A 25,885-nucleotide genomic window follows, 5' to 3' on the forward strand; every position below is an offset into this window, starting at 1 on the left:
GCGCCCGACGCTTCAAGTGAACTCGATAGCGCATGGAATCGCTGACGCAAGCATCGAAGCAAGGGAATTGCTGAACACTGATATCCCCCCTCCCCCCGACCGATCCTTCTCGGAAACGGCCGCTGCTTTGTTGAACTGCCTGACGCGAGCCCTGCTTTACGCTCCAATCCAGATCAGGAAACATCTTGTGAAAGTTTTCAACGTATTGCCTCTGGCACTGCTCACCGTGCTGGCTGGCTGTGCAAGCAAAGAAACGTCCCTCAATGACACCCTGCCGCTACTGACCCTGCAGGACGTACTGCCGACGGTCACGGCCAATGAACACTGCAATGCGCAAATGGACAGCGACATTCTGTTCGGCATCGGCTTCCAGATGTACGAGGACCAAGAGTTCGACAACGCCAAGACCTGCATGGTCATGGCCGCGCCGAAACACCCGCGCGCGTTTTGCTACCTGTCGATGATTGCCGCTCAGGATGAACAACTGACCACCGAGCAGCGCAACCGCCAAGCCTTCAACTACACGGCTTACGCGGCGAAGCAAAACGACTGGTGCGCAGAATACGGCCTGTATCAGGACTACAAATACGGCAACTCCGGGGTCAAGGCAGATGCGGCGCTGGCCACTCGCTGGCTGGAGCGTTCGTCGTTGCACGGTTATCCCGAGGCGCAGAAGGACCTGATCGAGCAGTACGAGGAACAAGGCAATCTGGTCGCGGCCTACGCCTGGACGAAGATCATGGCCAAAGCCGATGACACCACGGCAGCCGACGCCCTGAAAAGCAAAATGGCCGCTGCGCAGATCGCCGAAGGCGACAAGCGTTACAGCGAACTGACCACTCAGGTCACCAGCAAGGAAGCCATGTACGCCGAAGCGCGGGAAGAAGACGTCGGCCGTTACTCCGCCGAGATCTATCAGGAGTATCCGGACACCTTCAAGGGCATGTCGTCCACCGAGCGTTACGACTACGTGAAGCAGACCATGTACACGGCGATCAAGCAGCCCTTCACCAAGAGCCGTGGCCACGTGCTGAGCTATATCGTGATCGATCGCGCCGCCAAGCTGAAAAAGTCCTACGCGGATATTTCGCAGGACCCGCGCATCGTCTCCCTCATGGAAGATCCAGAGTTGTCGGTCGGTGAAACCATCGAGTCCGGTCTGTTGGTGGTCAAAAAGTTCTACAACTGAATACAAACCTGTGGCGCGGGAGCTGGCTCCCTCGCCACAAACAGCTTCGTTGATACCGGTTATTCGCTGGCGCCCTGATTCACCACCACCGTGCACGTAATCCCCGCCGCCAGCAAAACACCTTCCGGCACTTCATCAATGTGAATGCGCACCGGCACGCGCTGGGCCAACCGCACCCAGTTAAAGGTCGGGTTCACGTCGGCGATCAACTCGCGGCTTTCCGGGTTGTCGCGGTCGTAGATACCGCGCGAAATACTTTCCACGTGGCCCTTGAGCACTTCACCGCTCATCAACTGCATGTCGGCCTTGTCGCCGACTTTCACGTGCGGCAGTTTGGTCTCTTCGAAGAAGCCGTAAACCCAGAACGAGTTCATGTCGACCACGGCCATTTTCGCCTCACCGATGCGCGCATAGTCGCCACGATGCACATTGAGATTGGTCACGTAACCATCAACCGCCGCGCGCACTTCGGTGCGTTTGAGGTTGAGCTCGGCTGCTTCCAGTTGTGCCTGAGCGTGTTGATAGTCGGCCAGCGCGGCGTCGGCGATGTTGCTGGCGTCGTCGCGGTTTTCCTTGGAGATCACCAGGTTGTCCAGATCGGCACGGCGATGGGCGTTGACCTTGCGCATCTCCCAGGTCGACTTGCGCGAAGCGACCAGCGACTGCGCCTGTTTCACCGCGATGCGGTAGTGCTCCGGGTCGATCTGCATCAACAGATCGCCCTTCTTCACCAACTGGTTGTCACGCACCGGCACATCGACCACTTCACCGGTGACGTCGGCAGCGACGTTGATGATGTCGGCGCGCACCCGACCGTCGCGGGTCCACGGCGTGTTCATGTAATGCACCCACAAGGTCCGGCCGATCCACAGCGCCAGGGCCAGCACCAGCAGGGTCGCGAGCAGGCTGAAAAACTTTTTCATCAGATCGTTCTCAACGGTAGACAGTCAGCGCCATCGCGCCGAACAGACAGGTAAACAGACTCAGGCGCAGCAGCGCCGGGTGCCAGAAAAAGCGGTACAGATCGAACCCCGAGAGAAACCGATCCACCGCCCAGGCCAGTGCCGCAGCGATGAAAAACATCAGGGTCATGGTCGGCATGTACACGCCGTGGAAGGCGATTTCACGAGGCATGGGCAAGTCCTTCGGGCTTGGCTGGCGCGAGCGCGGCCAGCGGCGATTGCGGGTCGAGCAACGAGGTGCGGATGAAGTGCAGATAGCTCTTCACCCGACGCAACGCCGAGGTATCGAAGTGCGGCGCGAACGGCTCGTCGGTTGCCGCCACACGGCTGATCGCGTGATCGACAGCGACCAGTGCGCGTTCCAGATTGCTGGTGTTCGGTTGCAGAAACAGCCGCACCAGCGCGCGGCCCATTACGCGGATCGCCTGACGCCACGGCTGCGATTCGGCATAGGCCGGATGCACCGGCAAAATCGCCTGTTCCTTGCGCAACTCGATGATCGCGTGACCGACTTCGAGCACCACGAACATCCAGCGCAGCAGGTTCTTTTGCACCTTCGGCTCACCGGCCGCGAGACCGTAGGCCTGATGCAGCAAGTCGCGGGGGCGGCTCTCGAAACTCGACGCCAAGCCTTTGAGTTTGCCGCTGATCGCATAGACCACCTGGCCGCGCAGATCCTGCTCCAGCCGCCGCCACAACCAGCGACTGTTCGGCGGCAGAATGATCGCGCCCGCAGCGGCGCAGACCAGCATGCCCATGACCATGGCGATGTAGTCGTTGATGAAGGTGTACGGGTTGTAAATGGTCAGGTTGTCCGGCACCGAACCGGTGCTGAAGAAGATCAGCAAACCGAGGCCGACACCGGCGTACTGCGGCCGCGAAGTCAGGAACGAACCGAACACGATCACCGGCGCGAGCATCACGCACAGCAGGGGAAAACCGTCGATCCACGGGAAGATGAAAAACATCTCGACGAAGCCGATCAGCGCCCCGAGAAAGGTGCCGCAAGCCATCTGGAACGCCATGCGTTTCGGGTTCGGCGTGGCAGCGGACAGGCCCACGGTCGCAGCAGCAATCAGCGTCATCGTCGCGCCGCTCGGCCACGCGGTGGCGACCCAATAACTGCCCAGCACGATGAGGATGAACGAGGCGCGAATCCCCGAGGCCGCGGCGGCCCACCAGTTGGTTTGCGGGGTAAACGGCTCGTCCCAGCGTTCGCGTTCGTGGCGGTGCTCGGCCAGTGAGGCGTGAGTCTGTGCATAACTGTGCAGATCATCGACGAAGCGATAGAGCAACTCGTACGCGGTGTGGAAATCCAGCTGCTCGGCGTCGCTGGGTTCGCTCTCCTGGAAAATTGCGCGCAGGCTGCGTACCCGCGCCGGCAAACCTTCCTTGTAAGTGGCCAACGCTGTCGCCAGTCGCGCCGCATCGGGGCTGGTCAGGGCGCGGCCACTGAAGCCGTCGAGCACTTCAGCGAGGTCCTGCAAGCCCGGTCTGATCGCCGCGACGACGTGCTCCTCGCCATTGCCGCGCAGGCGTTCGAGCAACTGATGCAGCGCGTTGAAGCGCGTGGTGATGCCCATGAACTCGCTGTTCAATCGGCTGAGTCGACCGTTGCGCCGACGCATGTGCGGGTCTTCGAACACCGTCACGCTGCGCAGCCCTTCCAGGCCCACGGCTTCGGCGATGAAGCGCACGTTGCTGGCTTCGAAGGATTCGGTTTTGCTGCGCCCGCGCAAGCCATCGGTCACGAACAGGGCGAACACGCCGAAGCGCTGGTACAAGGCATTGCGCATCGCCGCACTGGCGGTTTGCGGCAGGATCGCCGCGCTGATCACCGTGGCGCAAAGAATCCCCAAGGAGATTTCCAGCACCCGCCACACCGCCGCCATGAACGCGCCGTCCGGATGCGCCAGCGCCGGCAAACCGACCATCGCGGCGGTGTAGCCGGCGAGGACAAAACCGTAGGCACGAAAGTTACGGCAACGCGCGGCACCGGCCGAGCAGATACCGACCCAGATCGCCAGCGAGCCGAGGAACAGCTCGGTGTTTTGTGCGAACAGGGCGATCAGCGTGACCATCATCGCCGACCCGGCCAACGTGCCGAGAAAGCGATAGAAACTCTTGGCAAACACCTGACCGCTCTGCGGTTGCATGACGATAAACACGGTGATCATCGCCGTGCGCGGTTGCGGCAACTCCAGACGCATGGCCAGCCACAGGGTGAGGAATGCGGCGATCAACACCTTGAAGATATAGACCCAGGTCACGCCATCGCTGCGCGCCCAGTCAAAGAAACCCCGACGCCATTCCAGGGAGTAGAGCCAGCGCAGAGGTGCGGGCAAGGGAGTCATTTGGTCTTGCTCAATGATTGAGGACTGAAGAGTTTTCTTTGGTCACTGCAAAACCTGTGGTGAGGGGATTTATCCCCGACCGGCGGCGCAGCCGTCGTGAAACCAGTGAATGCGGTGAGCCTGAAAAAATGCGGTGGATGGTTTTGGGGCTGCTTTGCAGCCCATCGGGGATAAATCCCCTCGCCACAGGAACTCACCCTCCTCAGGTGTGTGTTCACCGCAAAAGGGCCGGGGTTTTCGGGGCTGCGGTTTTCTCGGCCGTCGGCACATCGTTGCCTGCACCGAGGCCGCCACCCAGCGCCGTCACCAACTCCGCATGCGCCGTCAACCGCGCCGCCTGCATCTGCTGCTGCACTTGCTGCTGCTTGAACAACAGCGTCTGCGCATTCAGCACGTTGAGGTAATCGGTGAGGCCGCGTTGATAAGCGATCATCGCGATGTCGTAAGTCTTCTGCGCCGTGGCCACGGACTCGGCGGCAAAGCCTTGCTGCTTGTCCATCGACTCCCGGCGGATCAACTGGTCAGAGATGTTCTTCAGCGCGTTGACCAGCGTCTGGTTGTAATGCGCGACGGCGATGTCATAACCCGCCGACGCTTCACCCAACTCGGCACGCAGTCGGCCACCGTCGAAGATCGGCAACGAGATCGCCGGCCCGACGTTGTAGTTGAGTTTCTTGCCGGTCAGAAACTCCAGCGCGCCGCCCCCGGTCGCCATGTAACCGAGGCTGCCGACCAGATCGACGTTGGGATAAAAACCGGCATGCACCACATCGATCCCGCGAGCCTGCGCCGCCACTTGCCAGCGACTGGCAACCACGTCCGGGCGTTGGCCGAGCAGTTCGGCCGGTAGCGCTGACGGCAACCTCAGCGCCGCACCAAGGGACAGCGTCGGACGCTGCAATTGCGCGCCGGCTCCCGGTCCCTTGCCGGCAAGCGCGGCGATCTGATTGCGGCTGAGGGCGATTTCCTCATCCAGCGCATCGAGTTGCCGATGAGTTTCGGGCAACGGCGTTTGCGCCTGGCTGACTTCGAAATGCGTGCCGATCCCGCCGTTCAAACGCTTCTGCGCCAAATCAAGAATCTGCTGCTGCTGCGCAAGCGTCGCTGCAACGATGTCGCGCTGGGCGTAATGCAAAGACAACTCGATGTAGGCGCGCACGATGTTGTTCTGCAATTCGAGCTGGGCCAGTCGCGCTTCGGCGGCGCTCATGTGCGCCAGATCCACCGCGCGTTCGCTGGTATTGCTTTCACGGCCCCAGAGGTCGAGCGCGTAGCTGAAACCGAGCGCAGCGTTGTTGTCCCAGGTGGTGGTGTTGGCCAACTCGCCCGGGCCGTAGAACTGATCGGTCGGCCAGTTGTGGCGCTTGAGCGTCGATTCGCCATTGATCTGCAACGACTCGGCCGCTTCGGCGACGCCGGCCATGGCTTTGGCCTGACGCACTCGCGCAGCGGCCATGGCCATGCTCGGGCTGTCTTGGACGGCGAGCTCGATCCAGCGGTTCAGTTGCGGGTCACCGTAGGCTTGCCACCATTGCGCGGTGGGCCAGTTTGCGTCACGGGCGGCGTGGGCGATGGCGTCGTCGGTGGCCAGTGCGTCGGCTTCCAATGCCTGACTATGCGGGGCAATTCCTTGCGTTGAGATGCAGCCGCTGAGACCCAGGGTAAAAGCCAGAACACTGAGCGGCAAAAGCGCTCTGTTGATGCGACGCGGCACAGCTGCGAATTCCTGAGAAGAGGAGAAGGCGAGGACTCGCTGTAGGTGCTGTCGCAGGCTGCGATCTTTTGATCTTGCTTCCCTTAAAACAAAATCAAAAGATCGCAGCCTGCGGCAGCGCCTACAGGGATCGGCGCAATTCTATGGAACGCCCTGTGCGGCGATAAGCTGGGATTTCTGTGAATCTTTGTTACGGTTAACGAGATAATCCTTAAGTCTGGGTCTCAGCCCCTGAAACTTCGTGTCACAATTTGCCATCTCCCTTGAGAGCACCCCATGGACACTTTGCAAAACATGCGCGCCTTCAGTTGCGTGGCCGAAGCCGGCAGCTTCACCGCCGCCGCCGTGCAACTCGACACCACCACCGCCAACGTTTCGCGCGCGGTCTCCAACCTGGAAGCCCACCTGCAAACCCGACTGCTTAACCGCACGACCCGGCGCATCGCCCTGACCGAGGCCGGCAAACGTTACCTGCTGCGCTGCGAGCAGATCCTCGCCTACGTCGAAGAAGCCGAAGCCGAAGCCAGCGAGGCCCACGCCCGCCCGGCCGGGCAGTTGAAAGTGCACACCATGACCGGTATCGGCCAGCACTTCGTGATCGACGCCATCGCCCGCTACCGCAAGACCCACCCCGACGTGACCTTCGACCTGACCATGGCCAACCGCGTGCCGGACCTGCTCGACGAAGGCTACGACGTGTCGATCGTGCTGGCCCGCGAACTGCCGGATTCCGGTTTCGTCTCGCAACGCCTGGGCATCACTTACAGCATCGTCTGCGCCTCGCCGGCCTACGTGAAAGCCAACGGCTGCGCGCAAAAGCCCAGCGACCTGCTCAACCACGCCTGCCTGCGCCTGGTCAGCCCGGTGATCCCGCTGGAGAAGTGGGCCTTCGACGGCCCGGAAGGCCAGGAAATGGTCACCATCAACAGCTCGCCGTTTCTGGTGAACTCCGCCGACGCGATGAAAACCGCAATCATCAGCGGCATGGGCGTTGGCGTGTTACCGGTGTACGCGGCGATCGAAGGCCTGCGCAACGGCACGCTGGTAAGGGTGATGCCGAACTATCGCTCGCAGGAACTCAACCTGTATGCGATCTACCCATCACGGCAATACCTTGATGCGAAGATCAAGACCTGGGTCGAATACCTGCGCGGTTCGCTGCCTGAAATACTGGCAGCGCATCAGGCGGAACTGGCCGCTTACGAGCTCAGCGGCAGCCTCGCCGGGGCTCGCGTCGCCAACTGATTTCGGTGATTTGCAGGGTGGGCAGTCTGCGAGAAATTGGCTAGCTGTCCGGCAGCCATCGCTGGCAAGCCAGCTCCCACAGGGTTCGCGTGGCCAGATGATTTTTTAAACACATTACCGTCCCTGTAGGCACTGCCGCAGGCTGCGATCTTTTGATGTTGATGTTTAAAAATCAACAGATCGCAGCCTACGGTAGCTCCTACACAAGCATGATTTCGCGGATATTTCCGACGTGTTTTGCAGGTTGCTCGTCGGAAGAGCGGTGGGTAGGGTTTGGATGTCGCTGACGATTCAGCGACCGGACTTGGTCGTCCGGGTTTAGAATGGCGCACTTTTTAAGCTTGCTTAATGGCGAGTTGTGCGTGGGAGGGCTTCGGCCCTGCCGGGTTTCCATTCCCTGGTCGACCAACCCGCGTACAGTTCGCCACCTTTCTGCTTGGTCGCAGTGTCTGGCGAACTCCACATCCCGAATGGAGTTTCACCATGATCAAACACACCCCTAATCCGCCTGAAGCGGAAAACACCACACCCTACGAATTCCCCGGCTCGAAGAAATTCCACGAAGCCGCCGAGCGCGCCCTCGACCACTACTTCCAACCCAACGCACTAACGTTGCGCTCACACAAACCCAGCACCATGTTCCTGGTCGCCCCGAATCAGGACAACGAAAGCCTGCTGGTCCACGCCTGCGAATCACTGGCACAAGCCAGCCTCATGAGCAGTGACATCGCCGCCTACATCGACCTCCCGCAACGGCGCACGATTCTGGCGATCCAGCAAATCATCATGCTCGCCGAACTGGCAGTGAACCGCGTGCTGGATAACGTCGACGTGACACCACCAGCGCCACGCAGCTGATCCCTGTGGGAACGGGCTTGCTCGCGAAAGCGGTGTCTCAGCCAACATCATCGCCAAATGACACATCGCCATCGAGGGCAAGCCCGCTCCCACAGTTTGAACCAGATTCACCCGCCAGAGACTGGTCGGCTGTCAGGCCGTCATCGCGAGCATGCTCACTCCTACAATTGGATCGTATGCATTCTGCTAGAGACTGGTCGGCTGCCAAGCCGCCATCGCTACCAAAAAAAACGAGTACACCCCAAACGCGGCGCATGCCGCCCCACTCAACACGATGAGCGTTAGCTCAAGTACCGCTCTTGATCTGAAAGGCCCGTCGGCAGGCTGAGTGGAGGGATTGATCCGGGGGTGGGAGCGCAGCGACCGTTTGGCGCAGCCAAATGCATCGAGAGGAGGTGCAGCGAAGCAAACCGTAGGCGATGCGCCCGGATCGATCCCGCAGCGAAGGAACCCGAGCCTAAGCGAGGGCCGTACGTCAGGGTAAAGCCTTTTTGGTTACTTTTTCGGCGTCTGGAAAAAGTGACCCGCCGTAAGGGCGGAACCCTAAGCCGCCATCCCCCAAAAAACGGATATTCACCCAAAAAACCACCAACACGGTCGGCCCAAAGGCCGCCAAGAAATGTTAGCTTGCTAGGCAATAAAGCCCCAAAGCCGAGCCCAAAACGATGAAAAAAACAGTCCTGGCCTTCAGCCGCATCACCCCCCCAATGATCGAACAACTAAAACAAGAGTTCGACGTCATCGTCCCCAACCCAAAAAACGGCGACATCAACGCCCAATTCAACGAAGCCCTGCCCCACGCCCATGGCCTCATCGGCGTCGGCCGCAAACTCGGCAAAGCACAACTCGAAACCGCCGAAAAACTCGAAGTGGTCTCCAGCGTCTCCGTCGGCTACGACAACTACGACCTCGACTACTTCAACGAACGCGGGATCATGCTCACCAACACCCCGGACGTGCTCACCGAGAGCACCGCCGACCTCGCCTTCACCCTGATCATGAGCAGCGCCCGCCGCGTCGCCGAACTCGACGCCTGGACCAAGGCCGGGCAATGGCAAGCCAGCGTCGGCGCCTCACTGTTCGGCTGTGACGTACACGGAAAAACCCTCGGCATCGTCGGCATGGGCAACATCGGCGCCGCCGTCGCCCGCCGCGGCCGGTTCGGTTTCAACATGTCGATTATCTACAGCGGCAACAGCCGCAAGACCGAACTGGAACAAGAACTCGGCGCGCAATTTCGCAGCCTCGACCAACTGCTGACCGAAGCCGATTTTGTCTGCCTGGTTGTCCCACTCAGCGACAAGACCCGCCACCTGATCAGCCATCGCGAATTGGCTCTGATGAAACCGAGCGCGATTCTGGTCAACATCTCTCGCGGCCCGGCCGTCGACGAACCCGCGCTGATCGAAGCGCTGCAAAACAACCGCATCCGTGGCGCCGGTCTGGACGTCTACGAAAAGGAACCGCTGGCCGAGTCGCCACTGTTCCAGTTGAAAAACGCCGTGACCTTGCCGCACATCGGCTCAGCCACCCATGAAACCCGCGAAGCCATGGCCAATCGGGCCATTGCCAACCTGCGCAGTGCCTTGCTCGGGGAACGCCCGCAGGACCTGGTCAATCCGCAAGTCTGGCGCGGCTGATAAAACGGGCAAGTGCCAAACAGCACTTGCCCGTTAGTTACGCGCATACACAACTTGAAATTGAACAACACACCGGACCAAACATTACCGCTATAAGCTCTCCATACTTATAAAATAAACGATAACCTGTTATGGAGAGTAAAAACCTTGAACACACTGACAACCGAAAAAATCATCCGCTACAGCAAGGTTATATTGATGGCTTATATCAGCTTCTTTGGCCTGCTGGTGATGATTCACAACTTCACCGACTATAATTCAAACTACACGTACGTGTCTCACATCCTGAGCATGGATACCACCACTGCAAGTGAGAGCATCAAGTACCGAGCCATCGAATCACCGATGATTCATCACCGAATCTATTGGTTCATCATCACGATGGAGGTCACGTACACCGTGTTATGCCTGATAGGCACCTATCAGTTGTATCGCAAGATCAACGAATCAGCCGAAGCATTCCATGAGGCCAAGAAGTTCTCGATCATGGGCATACTGGTTGCAATATTCATCTATTACGTATGTCTGCAAACTGTCGGTGTCGAATGGTTCGACATGGACACTTCGCAAACCTGGAATGCCAAGGACTGGGCACGTCATATCGTTGATTTCATTTTCCCGGTAATGATTTACATCACACTGAAAGTCGAGCGCTGACGTTCAGCGCTCATTCATTTCAAGCCAACTTTCCCTGCACCGGTGATATCACCGCCTTCGGTTTACGAAACACCAGCACGTTACCCAGCATGACCAATACCAGCCCGATCAATGCTGGCGCTGTCCACTGATAACCTTCGACAAACGCCGAGACATTCAGCGCCACCACCGGGAACAATACCGTGCAATAAGCTGCGCGCTCCGGGCCCATACGCCCGACCAGCGTCAGGTACGCCGTGAAACCGATCACCGAACCGGGAATGACCAGATACAGCAGCGCCCCGACGTAACGCGACGACCAGTCCATGTCGAACGGAATGCCTTTGATCAGACACCACACCGACAGCATCGCCGCACCGTAGGCCATGCCCCAGGCATTGGTGGTCAGTGGTTTGAGCCCGGCTTTCTGTTGCAGACTCGAGAGCATGTTGCCCGCCGAGAAACACAAGGTGCCGCACAGCGCCAGACCGAGGCCGAGCAGCGTCTGCGGACTGGCGCTATGCCCGGCCAGTTCCGGCCAGAACAACAGGCCTAGGCCGAACAACCCCAGCGCACCGCCCATCAACACGTTGCGGGCGATCCGTTGGCCGAAGAACACTCGCGCATTGAGGGCGTTCCACAGGGTTGCCGTGGAAAACACCACCGCCACCAGACCGCTGGGAATCCACTGACTGGCGGTCAAAAAGCACATGAAGTTGACGCAGAACAGACACAGCCCCTGCGCCACGCAGATCAGGTGCCCACGACGGTTCATCGGTTGCAACCGACGGCTGAGCAGCAACAACACGAACAGCACCAACGCCGCGAGGCCGAAGCGATAGACAATCGACACCGGAATCGCCACCACGCCCAGTTGCCATTTCAGGGCAATCCAGGTGGTGCCCCAGATCAGCACAGTCAACAGATACAACGACAGATTCATAAGCGAACTCCCGAAAACAATGCCAAGCGCTGTTGTGGCGAGGGGATTCATCCCCGATGGGCTGCGAAGCAGCCCCGGTTTTACAAGTGCTGCGCACTCAAGCTCCCTCGCCACAGGGTTTGCGCTGAATTGAGGATCAGGGTGCTGCACCAAGGGTTGCAGCGCTTGCACAATCTTGCGCTTTTGTCCGGCGACTGGCTGGCAGCGCGACGTCTACGGAGTAGGATGCAAGGCGTTGGAGAGAACCGAACATGGCCGCAATCGATAACCTGCAAGTCTTCCAGGCGCTTAACCGCTCGCCGAACGCTCGCCTTGTGCACAGCGCCGAGCTCGGTGACGGCTTGGCTGCGGCTTTGTGGACCAACCACCACGATGCTCAGGAGTACGAAGCTCCCAGCCATCACACCCTCTCTTGCTATATCGCCGGCGGCACCGGCACGTTTCGTCGCGGTCAGCCGGGCCAGAAGGGTGGACCGGACAAGCTGTGCATCCTGCCGGCGGATCATGAGTCGGGTTGGGTGATCAACGGCGATATCCGCCTGGCCCACCTGTATTTCAGCGCTGAACAATTCGCCATCGGTTGCGTGACGTTGCTCGATCGCGAGCCACGGGAAATGCAGCTGCGCGAGCAGACTTTTCTCGAAGACCCGCAGCAAGCACAGCGCTTTCGCCAATTACTGACGCTGAACTGGGACGAGCCCGCCGAACGCTTGCTCACCAGTAGTCTTGCGCATGAATTGATCAGCCATACCTTGCTCAGTCAGGTCGGCGCCCGTCAGGGTTTGCGCCTGAAGGGTGGACTGGCGCCGCACCAGCGTCGGCAGTTGGTGGAGTTCATCGACAGCCAGTTGGCCGAGCCGATCAGCCTTGGGCAATTGGCTGGATTGTGTGCGTTGTCGGAGTACCACTTTGCGCGGATGTTTCGCGTGAGTTTCGGCTTGCCGCCGCATCAGTATGTGCTGGCGCGACGCTTGAGCCGGGCGCGGGAATTGTTGCGCGGGACGGCGTTGCCACTGGGGGAAATTGCGCTGGCATGCGGGTTTGCCAGCGCGAGCCATTTCACCAATCGGTTCCGACAGGTGTTGGGCGGAACGCCCGGCGAGTATCGGCAGGCGTTTTTGCGTTAGAACCGAAATCCTTGCTGTCTGTCAGGGCCTCATCGCTGGCAAGCCAGTTCCCACAAAGTCCTCGGCCGTTGGAGAAATTTGTGCTCGACCAAAAACCTGTGGGAGCTGGCTTGCCAGCGATGAACGATGACGCGGTTTCGGCTCAGAACTCCAATGTGCTGGAAAGCGAAACCTGCCGCGAATCGCCCATCGACACAAAGAACCGGCTCGCCGCCGAGGTGTAGTAAGTACGGTCAAACAGGTTCTTCACGTTGAGCTGAAACTTGACCTTCTGTCCTTCCACCTTGGTGTCGTAAGTCGCGAAGGCATCGGCGACGGTGTAGCTCGGCAGATCGAAATCGTTCACCGCGTTCCCCGCCCGCTCACCGACATAACGCGCCCCGGCACCGACACGCAATTGGTCGCCGCCAATGACGCTGCCGAAGTCATACACCGCCGACAATGAGCCGGAATTCTTCGCCACGTTCTGCAAGCGCTTGCCCTTGTAAGTCGGGTCTTCGGTGACTTCGGCATCGGTGTAGGCATAACTGCCGATCATGCTCCAGCGGTCACTCAGTTGACCGGTCAAGTCCACTTCCAGACCGCGCGAACGCACTTCACCGGCCGCGCTGTAAATGGTCGTCGGGCCTTCGGAATTGGCCACCAGTACATTGCGTTTCTTGATGTCGAACAGCGCGACGTTACCGGTGATGCGCCCCGGCATATCCAGCCGCGCCCCCAGCTCCCAGGATTTGGCTTCTTCCGGTGCGATGCTGCCGTCGAGCACGGTGCTGCTGCCGCTCAACGGGGCGATGGTCGAGTTGGGTTTGAACGATTCGGTGTAGCTGCCGTAAAACGACAGTTCATCGGTGTAGCGATACACCAGGCCGGCGCGTGGCACCCATTTCTGCCCGTTGCTGTCGGTGTTGGCCTTGAACGGCACGCCTTTACCGGCGTACTGGTCGTACTCCTGGAAGCGTCCGCCGGCGACCAGAATCCATTGGTCGTTGAGGTGAATCGAATCCTGCAGGAACACCGAATCGCTGCGCAGCAAATCGGTTTGCGCACTGTCCGCCGGGCTGACCGTGGTGCCTTCGACTTCGCGGCCATACACCGGGTTGAGGTAGCTGAAGGTGGTCAGGCTTTTCTGCCGGATCAGGTCAGCGCGGTAGATCTTGCGGTATTCGTCGTCGACGCCGAACACCAGGTCATGCTGCATGCCCAGCACGTTGACCTTGCCTTCCAGGCTGGCAGTGGTGAAACGGTCGGTGCTGATCGCTCCCTGCGTGCCGTCCATGCTGCGGGTCAGCGTGCCTTTTTTGGTGTCGATGGCGGTCACGCGGACCTGGCTGGCGTCGTAGGTTTCGCGGTTCCAGCTGTAGCCGAAGTGGGCTTTCCAGTCGTCGTTGAGTTCGTGGTCGGCCTCGAAGTGATACAAGTCCGAACGCCCCTCCATGTCGTTGAACGGCTCATCGAGACGCTCTTTGCGCGAGATGTCCAGCGGATGGTTGGTGCGCGGATCGATCAACGTGCCACGGTCGAACGGCGTGAGGAATTCCCGGTGTTCGTAGGCGAACAACAGCTTGGTGCGCTCGCCGTACCAGGCCAGCGATGGCGCGATCAAGGTTTCCCGGTGGGTGCCGAAGTTGCGCCAGTAATCTTCGTCGACGTGATCCACCACCATGCGATAGGCCAGCCCGGAATCACCCAGCGCGCCCGTGCTGTCGAAGGTGCCGCCGCTGCCGTTCTTGCCGTCGCCGTAGGTTGAGCCGGTGAAGGTCAATGCGTTGTACTGCTCAAGCTCGGGTTTCTTGCTGACCAGATTGACCACACCGCCCGGGTCCTGAATTCCGTACAACAGCGACGCCGGGCCTTTGAGCACTTCGACGCGATCAACCGTGGCGTTCATCCCACGGCCCTGCACGATCGGCATGCCGTCGCGCATGATCGAGCCATTGCGGTTGTCGCCGAAACCGCGCGTCATCACCGAATCCTGAGTGCTGCCCAAAGTGTTGCCTTGGGTGATGCCGCTGACGTTGGCCAGCGCATCGTCAAGATTGCGCGGCGCCTGATCGCGGATAACCTGCGCCGGGATGACGTTGACGGTCTGCGGGATCTCCTGAAGCGAGGCCGATGAGCGCATCACCGAACTGGTTGCCGGCGGCTGATAACTCATCGACTCGTCGCGCATCGAGGTGATGGTGGTGGCGCCGAGGTTCAGCGCACCGGCAGTGGGTTGCGGCTCCAGCGCCAGGGTGTGGCTGTCGGTGCGGCGGAAGTTCAGCCCGGAGCCGATAAGCAGGCGTTGCAGCGCTTGCTCGGCGCTCATCTGCCCGTTCACGGCGGGTGCGGTGAGGCCGTACGGCGCTTCATCGGTGTAAACCACGCTCTGCCCGGTGACACGGCTGAAGTCGCTCAGGGCCTGGGGCAGCGGTTTGGCAGCGAGGGAGAAGTTGAATTGCTGTTGCGCCTGACTGCTGACGGTTTCAGCGGCGAGCGCCACGCTCATTGGCAACAAGGCCAATGCCGAAAAGCTCAACGCTTGAACGCCCAACCACTGTTTGACCGAACCCGATTTTGCCCTGGACTTCATTGCTCAATGACCTGTGTAGAACCGCAACGGATGCGAATGACTCGCAGTTTCAGTCACTACACGGATGGGGCTCGGGTTTACCTCACCCACATTTGCAAATTATTTTTTGCGACGTTCAATCGGGCGCCATCGCGAGCAGGCTCACTCCTACAGGGGAACGCATTCCAAATGCAGGAGTGAGCCTGCTCGCGATGGCTTTAGCCGCCTCAGCGCAAAATAATCAGATGCCCCAGCACCTGATGCTGCTCAAACCCCAACACTCCTTGCAGCGAATTGAGAACAGCCTGCGGATCCCTGCTCGGAAAACTGCCGCTGACCTTGCGCGCCGCCAGTTCATCGTTGAGCAAAACAATACGCCCCGGGTAATAGCGCCGCAGGTCCGCCACCACATCGGCCAGCGTCGACTTGTAGTAAGTCAGCCAGCCCTGACGCCAGGCCAATTGCGCCTCGCTGTCTACCGCGTGCAGTTGCTGCGCCGAGCCCGCACCGTAGGCGACCTGCTGACCAGCCGTGAGAATCTGCTGCGCGGCGTCGCGATCCGCGGTCACACCGACGCGTCCGGACAACACCGTAACCTGCGCACCGTGGGGTTGCAGACGCACCTCAAATTGCGTGCCGAGCACCCGCGCCTGGCCCTTTTCGGCCTCGACCACAAACGGCTCGCCGGTGTGAGTCACGGTGAAAAAACCGGCACCGCGGCGCAGTTGTACATGGCGCTCGCCATGGCTGAAATTCACGGCGATGGCGCTGTCGGCATCCAGCGTTACCTGCGACTGATCGGCCAGGGTCACGGTGCGGATTTCGCCGGGCGCGGAAACATAATCGGCCCCCAGATCATCGAGCCAGCGCTGCGGCTGCCAGCCCGTGCCGAGGCTGACCATCAGCAGCAGACACGCCGCCATCGCCAGCGCACCGGACCAACGCAACAGCTGCGGACGACGCGGGCGATCCATCGCCGCGAGATAACCCTGCAATGCCAGCGCCTCTTCATCGGCCAGCGTTTTTGCCGGCCCTTCGCTCAACTCCCAGACCACTTGTGCCTGTGCATAAGCCTCGGCGTGAGCCGGATCGGCGCGCAGCCATTGGCTGAAAGTGAGTTGATCGCCAGCGCTGGGCCGGTCATGCAACAGGCTCAGCCAGGCAAAAGCCGCCTGTTCCTGGGCGGGCGTCGGGCTGCCACGGTCGGTGTGATTCACGGTGCTTTCCCTGGCGTGCGTGGCGCGGGTTCGCGCAGGCTGGCCTTGCAGGCCTCGAGGGCGCGCATCATATGTTTTTCCACGGCGCTTTGGGACAGGCCCATGGCTTTGGCGATGTCGGCGTACTTGCGGCCGTGGATGCGATTGAGCAAAAAGATCTGCCGGGTGCGCTCGGGCAAGGCGCGCAGCGCCGCCTCGACATGGCGCAGATCGTTGCCGGCTTCCAGCGCTGCCTGCGGTTCGCTGCCGCAACTGTGCGGCTCGTCCGGTTGCCAGCCTTCGTTGACGCGCACCCGTGCGCCTTCGCTGCGCAAATGATCGATGGCGATGTTGCCGGCGCAGCGCAGCAGGTACGTGCTGAGTTCTTCAACCTGCACCAACGGTCGGCGCCAGAAGCGCAGGAACAAATCCTGCACCAGATCCGCCGCCGTCGCCCGACAGCCGACGCGCCGGTTCACCAACGCTTCCATCTGGGAACGCTGGGACAGGAACACCTGCAGAAAATGCGCACGCGCCCCGCGCGGCTCATCATCGCGGGACTCCGGCGGCAAACCGATCAGCACTTCAGCACTGCGCCCATGCGGCGACCGGACTGGCCAGCAGGCTGACCCCGGCCAATGCCAACGCCAGACGCGGGCGATACGGCAGCAACAACACCAGCGCCAATGCGCTGAGCATCAGTACCGCGAACCAATCGACCAGTCCGAAACTCCAGCCGTTGTTCGACACCGCCGCCGACAATGACAAGGCCAGCAATAACCACCCGATGAGTTTCAACCCCTGACGGCGGCGCGCCGAGGATTTGTGACCGAGCAACTCGTCATGGTGCCGAGGCATCGACAGGCACAGTGCGGTGAACCCGGCGTAGCAAAGCAACAGGGCCAGCAGCATCAATTCGCTCCCTGCTCAAGCGTGACCGGCCGAGCCGTTTCGCGACGTGGCTTTTTCACGGCGACGGCGTTAGCGGCGCGCTGCATTTTCCATGCGGCCCAAGCCAGGAACAGCCCTGATCCGAGACAGGTCAGATCGAATCCGGCCAGCACCCAGTCACCTTGCGCAAGCGTTACGGCGAGATTCCACGGAGTGGTCAGCGCATTGATCAGCGGCACGGCGATAAACAGCAACGCCCCCAGCCCAAGCTGTTCAACCCAGGCTTTACGGCCGGGACGCAACAGCGCATGCACAACGCTCAAACCCCAAGCGATAAAGAACGCATTCACTTCCCAATCGGCGCGGCTCGCCAACTCCACCGGCAACAACCGATTGGCCAGGAAAAACACTGCCACCGCCGACACCAGTCCGGCCATGCTGGCAATATTCAGCACTTCAACCAGCCGCAGTTCGAACGGCATCACACCGGTCTTGGCATGTTTGAGTTGACGCTTGCCGAGCCAGATCACCAGCCCGGTGCCGATCATGGCCGTGCCGGCCAGACCACAAATGAAATACAGCCAGCGCAATACCGGCCCGGCAAAATGGCCCATGTGCAGACCGTAGAAAGTGCCGCCCACTGCCATCGCCACAGGCTGATCCGGCGTGCTGCCGAGCATCTGCCCGGTGACGCCATTGAAGGTCACCGCGCTGCCGAAATCGTGGACCACACGATCACCGGCGCGGGACAAAACCACCGAGGCATTTTCATCGCCCGGATTGTTCACAGAGAGCCGCTTGGTGTTGCCGCCCGACCACTGCTCACTGGCCTTGGCCAACAGCGGCGCCATCGGCGCCAAAGGTGCAGAAATGCCGGCCCGTTCCGGCGTCTTCGAGGCCGGGAAAACCTCATCGTAGAACGCCCGCACATTCCCGTCGTAGGACGCCAGAATGCTCGCCGGCATGACCATCGACATGAAGATGACCAGGCTGCTGTAGGTGATCATCAAGTGAAACGGCAGCACCAGCACGCCCACGGCGTTATGCCCGTCGAGCCAGGAACGCTGGCCCTTGCGCGGGCGGAAGGTGAAGAAGTCCTTGAAGATTTTCTTGTGGGTGATGATCCCGGTGATCAGCGCAACGAACATCACCATCGCGGCGATCGTCGCCAGCCAGCGACCCCACGGATAAGGCATTTGCAGCTGGAAGTGGAAACGGTAGAAGAACTCGCCGCCCAGGCTTTCGCGGCCCTGCACTTCGGCACCGGTTTGCGCGTCGAGCGTCTTCGATTCAAAACGGCCGCGCTCGCCGGGTTTCGCCGGCGCTGACTGCCAGCGCACGGTCAGGCCGGGGTCGCGGGCATCGGGCAAGTCAATCAGCCAACGCGAAGCACCGGCGGCATGTTGCTGCAGATAATCCTGCGCCAGGGCAAGGCTCGCCTCGCTATTGATTGTCCGCGCGGGAATTTCCGGGCGCATCCAGTGACTGGTCTCGTCATTGAAATAGGCCAGGGTGCCGGTCAGAAAAATCGCGAACAGCAACCAGCCGAACACCAGTCCGACCCAGGTGTGCAGCCAGGCCATGGCCTGGCGGAAACCCTCTTTCATGCGTAACCCAACCCACGGGCCGCGCCGGAGATGGTCGCCAGAATCACACTCGGCACCAGCAAACCGACCCATGCCGACCACGCCGTGCGGCAGGCAAAACACCACAGCACCGCGACCAGATAAACCAGGAAGGAAACGGTCATGCCGGTCACCACGGCTTCGGCGCGGTTCAACGGCAGCCACATCGTCAGGGTGACACTGGCCAGCGCGGCAACCAGATAGCCGCCGAATACCGCCGCCAACACCCGTGAGGTGACAGCCAGACGATAGGACATGGGAAGTGTGGCGAGTTTGGCTTTCATGTTTCGACCTTGAAACGAAAATCGTCCGGCCGATAAGCCGAACCAACAGGCGAGCAATATTAATGATAAATATTCTCATACGCAAAAGCATCTGATTGCCGGACACCGTGCTCGCGCCCTACAATGCGAACCATTCTTGTTCTCTAACGCATGTTTTCTCCGCATATCGTTGCGCCCGGAGTCATACCGTTGCCGTCCGCCCATCCCGTCGAATCGCTTTATCAGGCCCACCACAGCTGGCTGACCGGCTGGCTACGGCGCAAACTCGGCTGCCCGGACAGCGCCGCGGACCTGGCGCAGGACACCTTCATCAAAGTGCTGACCGCCCGCGAACCGCCGGTGATCATCGAACCTCGCGCCTTTCTCACCACGCTCGCCAAGCGTGTTCTGTTCAATCACTACCGCCGTCAGGATCTCGAACGCGCCTACCTCGACACCCTCGCGCAGATGCCGGAAATGCTCGCGCCGTCGGAAGAAGACAAAGCGATCATCCTGCAAACCCTGATGGAGCTCGATCAGTTGCTCGACGGTTTACCGCGCCTGGTCAAACGCGCCTTTTTGCTGGCGCAGGTCGATGGCCTGAGTTATCCGCAGATCGCCATCGAACTGGGCATTTCCGTCGCGACAGTCAAACGTCATCTGAACAAAGCGGCGATGCGCTGCTATTTCGCCCTATGAACCGCGTCGCGGATTTTTCTGCGCAAGTGGCTGAACAAGCCGTGCACTGGCTGATGGAAATGCAGCAAGGCGCGCTGTCGCCGCGCCAACAATTGGCCTGGCAACAATGGCTGGATGCGCACAGTGAACATCGCCGGGCGTGGGAACACATTCAGCGGGTCAACCAGCGCTTGCGCGGTGTGGCCTCGCCGCTGGCACACGCGGCATTGAATGCGCCGAAGTCCGGCAGTCGGCGTCAGGCGCTGAAATTGCTGCTGATTCTCGGCGCCGGCTCGGCGGCTACCTGGGGCATGCACGAACACAATCCGCTGCCGTCGCTGCTCGCCGACTACCGCAGCCCGATGGGTCAACGACGCAAGATTGCGTTGGGCGAAGGCAGTCAGTTGCAACTCAATACCGCCAGTGCCGTGGATGTCGATGGCACGCAGCGCCTGATCCGCTTGCTCGAAGGCGAGATTCTTCTGACCGCGGCGCAATCGTTCGAAGTGCGGACTGCACACGGCACTCTAAGAACCCGGGACGCTCGCCTGAACGTGCGCCAGTTTGCCGATCGCACGCAGGTCGCCTTGTTCGAAGGTCGGGCCGAACTGACAGCCAACGGACGCGCACCGCTGCTGCTGCCGGCCGCCCGTCAACTGAGTTTCACCTCCACGGCTGTCAGCGACACTCAACCGCTGGACGCCAACAGCGGCGCCTGGGCCGAGGGCATGCTGGTCGCGGCGCATATGCGTCTGGGTGACTTTCTCGATGAGCTGGGCCGCTATCGTCGCGGCCAACTCAATTGCGACAAGAAGGTGGCCGACTTGCTGATCTCCGGGACTTATCCACTGGACGACAGCGAGCGGATTCTGGATCTGCTGGAAATCAGCTTGCCGGTGAAAGTGAAGCGCTTTACCCGTTACTGGGTAACCGTCGAAGCGCGGGTTTAACAGCAAAAGATCGCAGCCTTCGGCAGCTCCTCCAGGTGAATGTCATGCCCATGTGATCACCGTTTCGGCAGGGTCATCACGACCCAATGTAGGAGCTGCCGAAGGCTGCGATCTTTTGATCTTCAAAAATAAATGAGCCGTTTTTCAGATCTGGCGTGACAGAGAAGGAAAGCCCCCTTGATTCAATCTTCTCAGGATCCGCCACCATGCACCCCACCCGCCTCACGCCACTGGCTCGCACCCTGCGCAACCTTGTCCTCGGTGCCAGCCTGAGTTTCGGCGCCCTGCCCACGGCAATGGCTGCCGACGCCAAGGCGTATCACATCGCGCCGTCGTCGCTGGAAAACGCCCTCAATCAGTTTGGCCGTGAAGCCGGGGTGCTGATTTCGTTCGGCTCGCAAGTCACCAGCGGCGTACAGAGCCGTGGCCTGGAAGGCAACTACACCACTGAACAAGGTCTCGATGCATTGCTCGAGGGCACCGGTCTGCAAGCACGCGCCGAGGGCAACAATGCTTTCAGCCTGCAACCGGCGGGTGATACCGCGCTGGAGCTGGACACCTCGAAAGTCGTCGGCGACTGGCTCGGCGATGCGCAACAAATCAACGTCTTCGAACACCCCGGCGCTCGCGATGTGATCCGTCGTGAAGAATTCGAACGCCAGGGCGCTACCCAGGCGCGTGATGTGCTCAACCGCATTCCCGGCGTCAACGCCCCGGAAAACAACGGTACCGGCAGCCACGACATGGCGCTGAATTTCGGCATTCGTGGTTTGAACCCGCGCCTGGCGGCACGCTCGACTGTTCTGATGGACGGCATCCCGGTGCCGTTCGCACCTTACGGTCAGCCGCAACTTTCTTTCGCGCCGATCAGCATGGGCAACATGGATGCCGTGGACGTGGTGCGTGGCGGCGGCGCCGTGCGTTACGGCCCGCAGAACGTCGGCGGCGTGGTCAACTTCGTGACCCGGGCGATTCCCGACGAGCCGACCGTCAAGGGCGGCTTCCAGACGGAAACCAGTCCGTCGTCCAGTCATGACGGCTTCAAGACCAGCGCCAATCTGCTCGCCGGTGGCACCAACGAGAACGGCCTGGGTGGCGCGCTGCTGTATTCCGGTACCCGTGGCGGCGACTGGCGTGAACACAGCGACACCGAAATCGATGACCTGATCCTCAAGGGCAAATACCAGCTCGACGAAGCCAACAGCTTCAACGCCATGGCCCAGTATTACGAAGGCAAGGCGGACATGCCTGGCGGGTTGAACGTTGCCGATTACGATGCCGATCCGTATCAGTCCACGCGCCCGAAAGATCAATTCTGGGGCCGGCGCACGATGTTCAACTTCGGCTATCGCTATCAGGAAGATCGCCGCGAATTCACCGCCAACACCTTCTTCACCAAAACCCTGCGCAGCGGTTATCTGGATCAGGGCACGTTCCTCTCCCTGTCGCCGCGTGAATATTGGGTTCGCGGACTGGAAACCCGTTTCGCCCAAGGCTTCGACCTCGGCCCGACAAGCCATGAAGTCGGCGTCGGCTATCGCTATATCAACGAGGCCGGCCACGAGTTGCGCTATCGCACGCCGATCGCCAGCAATGAATACCCGACCACCAATAGCCGCAACGACCGCGATACACGTGGCGGCACCGAAGCCAATGCGTTCTTCGTCGACGACCGCATCGACATCGGCAAATGGACGATCACCCCGGGCGTGCGCTACGAGATGATCGAGTCGCAGCAGACCAACAACCTCACCAACGTCAAATACAAGGGTGACTACAACACCGCGCTGCCGGCGCTGAACGTGCTTTATCACCTGACCGACAGCTGGAATCTGTACGCCAACACCGAAGGTTCGTTCGGCAGCGTGCAATACAGCCAGATGCCCAACCGAGTGAGCAGCGGCGAAGTGAAACCGGAAAAGGCCCGCACCTGGGAACTCGGTACCCGCTACGACAACGGCGCGTTGCGTGCAGAGATCGGCGCGTTCCTGATCAACTTTGACAATCAGTACGAAAGTAACCAGACCAACGATTCGGTGATCGCCCGTGGCGAAACCCGTCACCAAGGCATCGAAACCAGCGTCAACTACGCCCTCGATGATTTGAACCCGGCGCTGGCCGGTTTCGATGTCTACGCCTCTTACGCCTACGTCGATGCGACCATCCGTGAAGACGGGCCGAACAAAGGCAACCGCGTGCCGTTTTCTTCGAAGCACAAAGGCACCCTTGGCGTCGGCTACACCGAAGGGCCATGGAAGCTGAATCTGGACAGCAGCTTCCAGAGCGACCAGTTCGCCGACAATGCCAACACCTCGAAGGAAAGCGCGGACGGCAGTACCGGCAAGATCCCCGGCTACATGCTGTTCAGCAGCCGCGCCGGGTATGACTTCGGCCCGCAGTTATCGGATCTGAACGTCGCGGTGGGGGTGAAGAACATCTTCAACACGCAATACTTCACGCGCTCGTTTGATGACAACAACAAGGGCAAGTACGTGGGTGAGCCGCGCACGGTTTATGTGCAAACCTCGGTAGCGTTCTGATTCAGCCAGCCAACTGCCCGCTCCCACATTGGAATGCCTTCCAACCTGTGGGAGCGGGCTTGCTCGCGAAGAGGCCTGCCCAGTCAGACCTGCCATCACTGCCCTTCTCTCACTCTGGACTTGGCCCAAGTGTCGATTGCAGATTCTCGGCAATCAATCGGCCTTTGACCTGTTGCTCGTAGTCGTATGCACAGGCAATCAGATCGCGCTCACTCCACAGGCGACCGACAAATATCAACGAGAACGGTTGGCCCTGTGGATAAACGCCACTGGGAACAACCACGCCCGGAATCCCGGCAATATTGATCACAGAGGCGGTCGTCGCGTCCATGAAGCCTTCATACACATCACCCAAGGGCTCGAGCATTTGCGGAAACACCATCGCGTCCAGATTATTTTCATCCATGACTCGATTGAAAATGCGCAGATAGTTTTCGCGAAGATTGGCAAACCCGGAAAGATCCGGCGCAACCGTCGGTGTCTTGTAAGAGCCGGCGAGCACCGGTAACTGGGTCGTATAGTATTCAAGCGGTCCTTGCGCCTCGAACAGATTGACGCCAATCCGGGCCTGTAATTGCTCAAGTGAATGAACTTGCGCACTGTCCCCAAGGTTCTTCAGGTAAAGATCCAGATCATAGGCATGAGCATCGGAGCCGCGAGCGTCATAGTCACCATCAGCCGGTGCCATTTCAACTAACCCGGAACCGGCGAAAGGGTCGTCGACCAAAATAGCGCCCAGTGCTTCAAGCTGTTTTACCGCCTTGTAATACTGCTGTTTTGTCGCCCTTGGCAACGTTGCGAAAGACCCACTCCAACCCGCACCAAACAAGCCGATGCGTTTGCCCTTGAGGGCTCCCGGTTGCAAGCCTGATGAATAACCTTGTTGAGGGATGTTGCCAAACGACGCCGTGGTTTTAGGATCGTCCAGCGTATAGCCCGCCAAGACGTCCAACGTCATTGCCGCATCCCGCACATTGCGGGCGATCGGTCCCACCACATCGCGTGTCGATCCCGCTTGTGGAATGACGCCGGAATTTGGGATGAGACCAAATGTGGGCTTGATACCAACCAGGCTCTGCGCACCGGCGGGATTTTGAATGGAGCCGCCGGTTTCCTCTGCCAGCCCCACCACGGCAAAGTTGGCTGCGACAGCCGTCGCAGTGCCAGCAGACGAGCCACCCGGCGACCAGGAACGATTGAGGGCGTTGTAAGTCACCCCGGCCCAACTGTCATTGGCGTTGGCAGGATTTCCAGAAAAAACCGGCACGTTGGTCTTGCCCAAAATGATCGCGCCGGCCGCCCGCAGACGCTGGACGACAGCAGCATCACGCTCAGGTATGAGGTCCATACCTCCAGCCTTTGATGAAAGAGGAGCGTAGCCCGCCGTAGAGGCAAACCCGGCCATGTCTATGGTGTCCTTCACGACTACCGGAATGCCCGCCATTGGCTCTAGCTGTTCTCCTGCACGGCGCCTGCGATCAATATCGCGAGCTTCATCCAGTGCTTTCGAGTTCATCGCGGTAAAGGCGTTGTAGTAAGGATTGTATTGATCAATACGAGACAGAAAGGCTCGTGTCAGTTGCTCGGATGTATAACGTCCTTGTGCAAAGTCTTTATTAATTTCAGAAATAGTCAGTTCCCTGACATCGACTTCGTTGCCGTGAGCATAACTTGCGCACATCCCAAGAACCGATGTGGCAAACATCGCAAGTAAAAGCCTGCGCGAGCTCCCAGTAGCATATTCCATTACAGCCTTCCTTGATCCGTACAACTTATTAATTCAGATATTCAGCCCTCTTGTTTAAAACGTCTCGCCGCAGGATAAATCAAAGACAACACTGTATGCGTTTCAATACAAAGACACGATTCACTCTCGGCTCCAGCCTATAAGCTGACTTTAACTAACATTAAAAACCGCAAATAAAAAAAGGGCCTGCATTGGCAGGCCCGTTTTTATTGGGTGGCTTGAATTATCAGCGTATCAACTGTTGATCGCTGCCTGTTCATTCTCGAGAAATTCTTCCTCCAGCAGTCGGTCACTCGCTTTTCGCTCGAATGGCACGATCGCGGCGCGTGGTTTGCCCCGCAGTTTGCCAAACAGGTGCTCCAGTGCGTGCTCGAGTTTTTCGGCTGCACCGTCTATCGCCTGTTCCAGCGAATCGGCCTTGTGGGTCACGGAAATCGGTTTATGGCCTTTTGGCCGCGCTTCCAGTTGGCAGCGCATGTCATGGGGACCTGGTTTTTCACCGTTCTCGTCGCTCAGATGGACTTCGACACGGGTCAGGTCTTCTTCATAACGGTCGAGCGTGCTCTCAATGGTGGTGCGTACCCACTCCTCCAGTCGTTTACTGCCTTGAACATGGTTGTCGCTATTGACTTGGATTTGCATAGTTCATCCCTTATTTCAGCTAGCTCGCGAGAGGCCTTGAATTGAATTTCCTGACCTCTTGGTTACAACAATCGGCCCGACTGAAGAACATTTCAACCCCTGAAAAAAGATAAATATTCATTCGCAAAAAAAGC

General features: G+C 59.7%; 22 protein-coding genes. 9 read left to right on the forward strand and 13 right to left on the reverse strand.

Features of this window, described 5'->3' with window-relative positions; genetic code table 11:
- The first annotated feature begins 187 nt into the window (after positions 1-187).
- Positions 188-1,189, forward strand: coding sequence for a sel1 repeat family protein (locus JFT86_RS01500; RefSeq protein WP_201234174.1), 1,002 nt, complete (start codon positions 188-190; stop codon positions 1,187-1,189).
- Positions 1,190-1,248: 59 nt separating this feature from the next.
- On the opposite strand, the gene JFT86_RS01505 is transcribed toward JFT86_RS01500, so the two are convergent.
- From JFT86_RS01505 to JFT86_RS01520, 4 genes are all read right to left on the reverse strand, one after another.
- Positions 1,249-2,112 carry an HlyD family secretion protein gene (locus JFT86_RS01505; RefSeq protein WP_201235148.1) on the reverse strand — a complete coding sequence of 288 codons (864 nt, stop codon included), beginning with the start codon at positions 2,110-2,112 and terminating at the stop codon, positions 1,249-1,251.
- Positions 2,113-2,122: 10 nt separating this feature from the next.
- Positions 2,123-2,323 carry a DUF1656 domain-containing protein gene (locus tag JFT86_RS01510; protein ID WP_007914106.1) on the reverse strand — a complete coding sequence of 67 codons (201 nt, stop codon included), beginning with the start codon at positions 2,321-2,323 and terminating at the stop codon, positions 2,123-2,125.
- A complete protein-coding gene (locus JFT86_RS01515; protein ID WP_201235151.1) occupies positions 2,313-4,505 on the reverse strand; it encodes an FUSC family protein in 2,193 nt (730 codons plus the stop codon). Before JFT86_RS01515 ends, JFT86_RS01510 begins: the two co-directional genes overlap by 11 nt.
- 214 nt (positions 4,506-4,719) lie before the next feature.
- Complete coding sequence (locus JFT86_RS01520) at positions 4,720-6,219, reverse strand: efflux transporter outer membrane subunit (RefSeq protein ID WP_201235152.1); 1,500 nt, start codon at positions 6,217-6,219, stop codon at positions 4,720-4,722.
- Positions 6,220-6,495: 276 nt separating this feature from the next.
- On the opposite strand from JFT86_RS01520, the gene JFT86_RS01525 reads away from it, so the two are divergent.
- The 4 genes from JFT86_RS01525 (at position 6,496) to JFT86_RS01540 (ending at position 10,619) form a co-directional block, all read left to right on the forward strand.
- The gene (locus tag JFT86_RS01525; protein ID WP_123534232.1) at positions 6,496-7,464 is read left to right on the forward strand and encodes a LysR family transcriptional regulator; all 969 of its coding nucleotides are present in this window, start codon (positions 6,496-6,498) and stop codon (positions 7,462-7,464) included.
- Positions 7,465-7,947: 483 nt separating this feature from the next.
- Complete coding sequence (locus tag JFT86_RS01530) at positions 7,948-8,322, forward strand: DUF6124 family protein (RefSeq protein ID WP_201235154.1); 375 nt, start codon at positions 7,948-7,950, stop codon at positions 8,320-8,322.
- 665 nt (positions 8,323-8,987) lie between these two features.
- Entirely contained in the window at positions 8,988-9,962 is a 975-nt protein-coding gene (locus JFT86_RS01535) for a D-glycerate dehydrogenase (RefSeq protein ID WP_201235156.1), read from the forward strand.
- A gap of 147 nt (positions 9,963-10,109) precedes the next feature.
- Positions 10,110-10,619: a DUF2165 domain-containing protein gene (locus JFT86_RS01540; RefSeq protein ID WP_201234168.1), complete on the forward strand. Its 510-nt coding sequence runs from the start codon at positions 10,110-10,112 to the stop codon at positions 10,617-10,619.
- A gap of 19 nt (positions 10,620-10,638) precedes the next feature.
- Here JFT86_RS01540 and JFT86_RS01545 read toward each other — a convergent pair whose 3' ends face one another.
- A complete protein-coding gene (locus JFT86_RS01545; RefSeq protein WP_201235158.1) occupies positions 10,639-11,541 on the reverse strand; it encodes a DMT family transporter in 903 nt (300 codons plus the stop codon).
- A 251-nt stretch (positions 11,542-11,792) separates the two neighbouring features.
- Here JFT86_RS01545 and JFT86_RS01550 point away from each other — a divergent pair, with 251 nt between their 5' ends.
- Positions 11,793-12,668 (forward strand): AraC family transcriptional regulator, encoded by an 876-nt coding sequence (locus JFT86_RS01550; RefSeq protein WP_201235160.1) that lies wholly within the window; start codon positions 11,793-11,795, stop codon positions 12,666-12,668.
- Positions 12,669-12,810: 142 nt separating this feature from the next.
- Here JFT86_RS01550 and JFT86_RS01555 read toward each other — a convergent pair whose 3' ends face one another.
- From JFT86_RS01555 to JFT86_RS01580, 6 genes are all read right to left on the reverse strand, one after another.
- Positions 12,811-15,240: a TonB-dependent receptor gene (locus JFT86_RS01555; RefSeq protein ID WP_201235162.1), complete on the reverse strand. Its 2,430-nt coding sequence runs from the start codon at positions 15,238-15,240 to the stop codon at positions 12,811-12,813.
- 206 nt (positions 15,241-15,446) lie between these two features.
- On the reverse strand, positions 15,447-16,436 hold the full coding sequence (locus JFT86_RS01560; protein ID WP_201235164.1) for a FecR family protein: 990 nt from the start codon (positions 16,434-16,436) through the stop codon (positions 15,447-15,449).
- A complete protein-coding gene (locus JFT86_RS01565; RefSeq protein WP_201235166.1) occupies positions 16,433-16,999 on the reverse strand; it encodes an RNA polymerase sigma factor in 567 nt (188 codons plus the stop codon). The genes JFT86_RS01560 and JFT86_RS01565 overlap by 4 nt, the downstream gene beginning before the upstream one ends.
- 1 nt (position 17,000) lies before the next feature.
- Complete coding sequence (locus JFT86_RS01570) at positions 17,001-17,327, reverse strand: DUF3325 domain-containing protein (protein ID WP_201235168.1); 327 nt, start codon at positions 17,325-17,327, stop codon at positions 17,001-17,003.
- Complete coding sequence (locus JFT86_RS01575; RefSeq protein WP_201235170.1) at positions 17,327-18,913, reverse strand: PepSY-associated TM helix domain-containing protein; 1,587 nt, start codon at positions 18,911-18,913, stop codon at positions 17,327-17,329. The genes JFT86_RS01570 and JFT86_RS01575 overlap by 1 nt, the downstream gene beginning before the upstream one ends.
- Positions 18,910-19,215, reverse strand: coding sequence for a DUF3649 domain-containing protein (locus JFT86_RS01580; protein ID WP_201235172.1), 306 nt, complete (start codon positions 19,213-19,215; stop codon positions 18,910-18,912). The genes JFT86_RS01575 and JFT86_RS01580 overlap by 4 nt, the downstream gene beginning before the upstream one ends.
- 189 nt (positions 19,216-19,404) lie before the next feature.
- Between JFT86_RS01580 and JFT86_RS01585 the strand changes: the two genes are divergently transcribed.
- The 3 genes from JFT86_RS01585 (at position 19,405) to fecA (ending at position 23,362) form a co-directional block, all read left to right on the forward strand.
- A complete protein-coding gene (locus JFT86_RS01585; RefSeq protein ID WP_201235174.1) occupies positions 19,405-19,893 on the forward strand; it encodes a sigma-70 family RNA polymerase sigma factor in 489 nt (162 codons plus the stop codon).
- Positions 19,890-20,822: a FecR domain-containing protein gene (locus JFT86_RS01590; protein WP_201235176.1), complete on the forward strand. Its 933-nt coding sequence runs from the start codon at positions 19,890-19,892 to the stop codon at positions 20,820-20,822. The genes JFT86_RS01585 and JFT86_RS01590 overlap by 4 nt, the downstream gene beginning before the upstream one ends.
- Before the next feature lie 206 nt (positions 20,823-21,028).
- A complete protein-coding gene (gene fecA / locus JFT86_RS01595) occupies positions 21,029-23,362 on the forward strand; it encodes a TonB-dependent Fe(3+) dicitrate receptor FecA (protein WP_201235178.1) in 2,334 nt (777 codons plus the stop codon).
- 109 nt (positions 23,363-23,471) lie between these two features.
- Here the strand turns inward: fecA and JFT86_RS01600 are convergent, their stop codons facing one another.
- Together JFT86_RS01600 and JFT86_RS01605 are read right to left on the reverse strand one after the other, a co-directional pair.
- Positions 23,472-25,109, reverse strand: coding sequence for an amidase (locus tag JFT86_RS01600; RefSeq protein WP_201235180.1), 1,638 nt, complete (start codon positions 25,107-25,109; stop codon positions 23,472-23,474).
- A gap of 234 nt (positions 25,110-25,343) precedes the next feature.
- Entirely contained in the window at positions 25,344-25,751 is a 408-nt protein-coding gene (locus tag JFT86_RS01605) for an HPF/RaiA family ribosome-associated protein (RefSeq protein ID WP_201235181.1), read from the reverse strand.
- Positions 25,752-25,885 lie beyond the last annotated feature (134 nt).

It is taken from the genome of Pseudomonas sp. TH06 (assembly GCF_016651305.1).
Taxonomy (GTDB): Bacteria; Pseudomonadota; Gammaproteobacteria; order Pseudomonadales; family Pseudomonadaceae; genus Aquipseudomonas.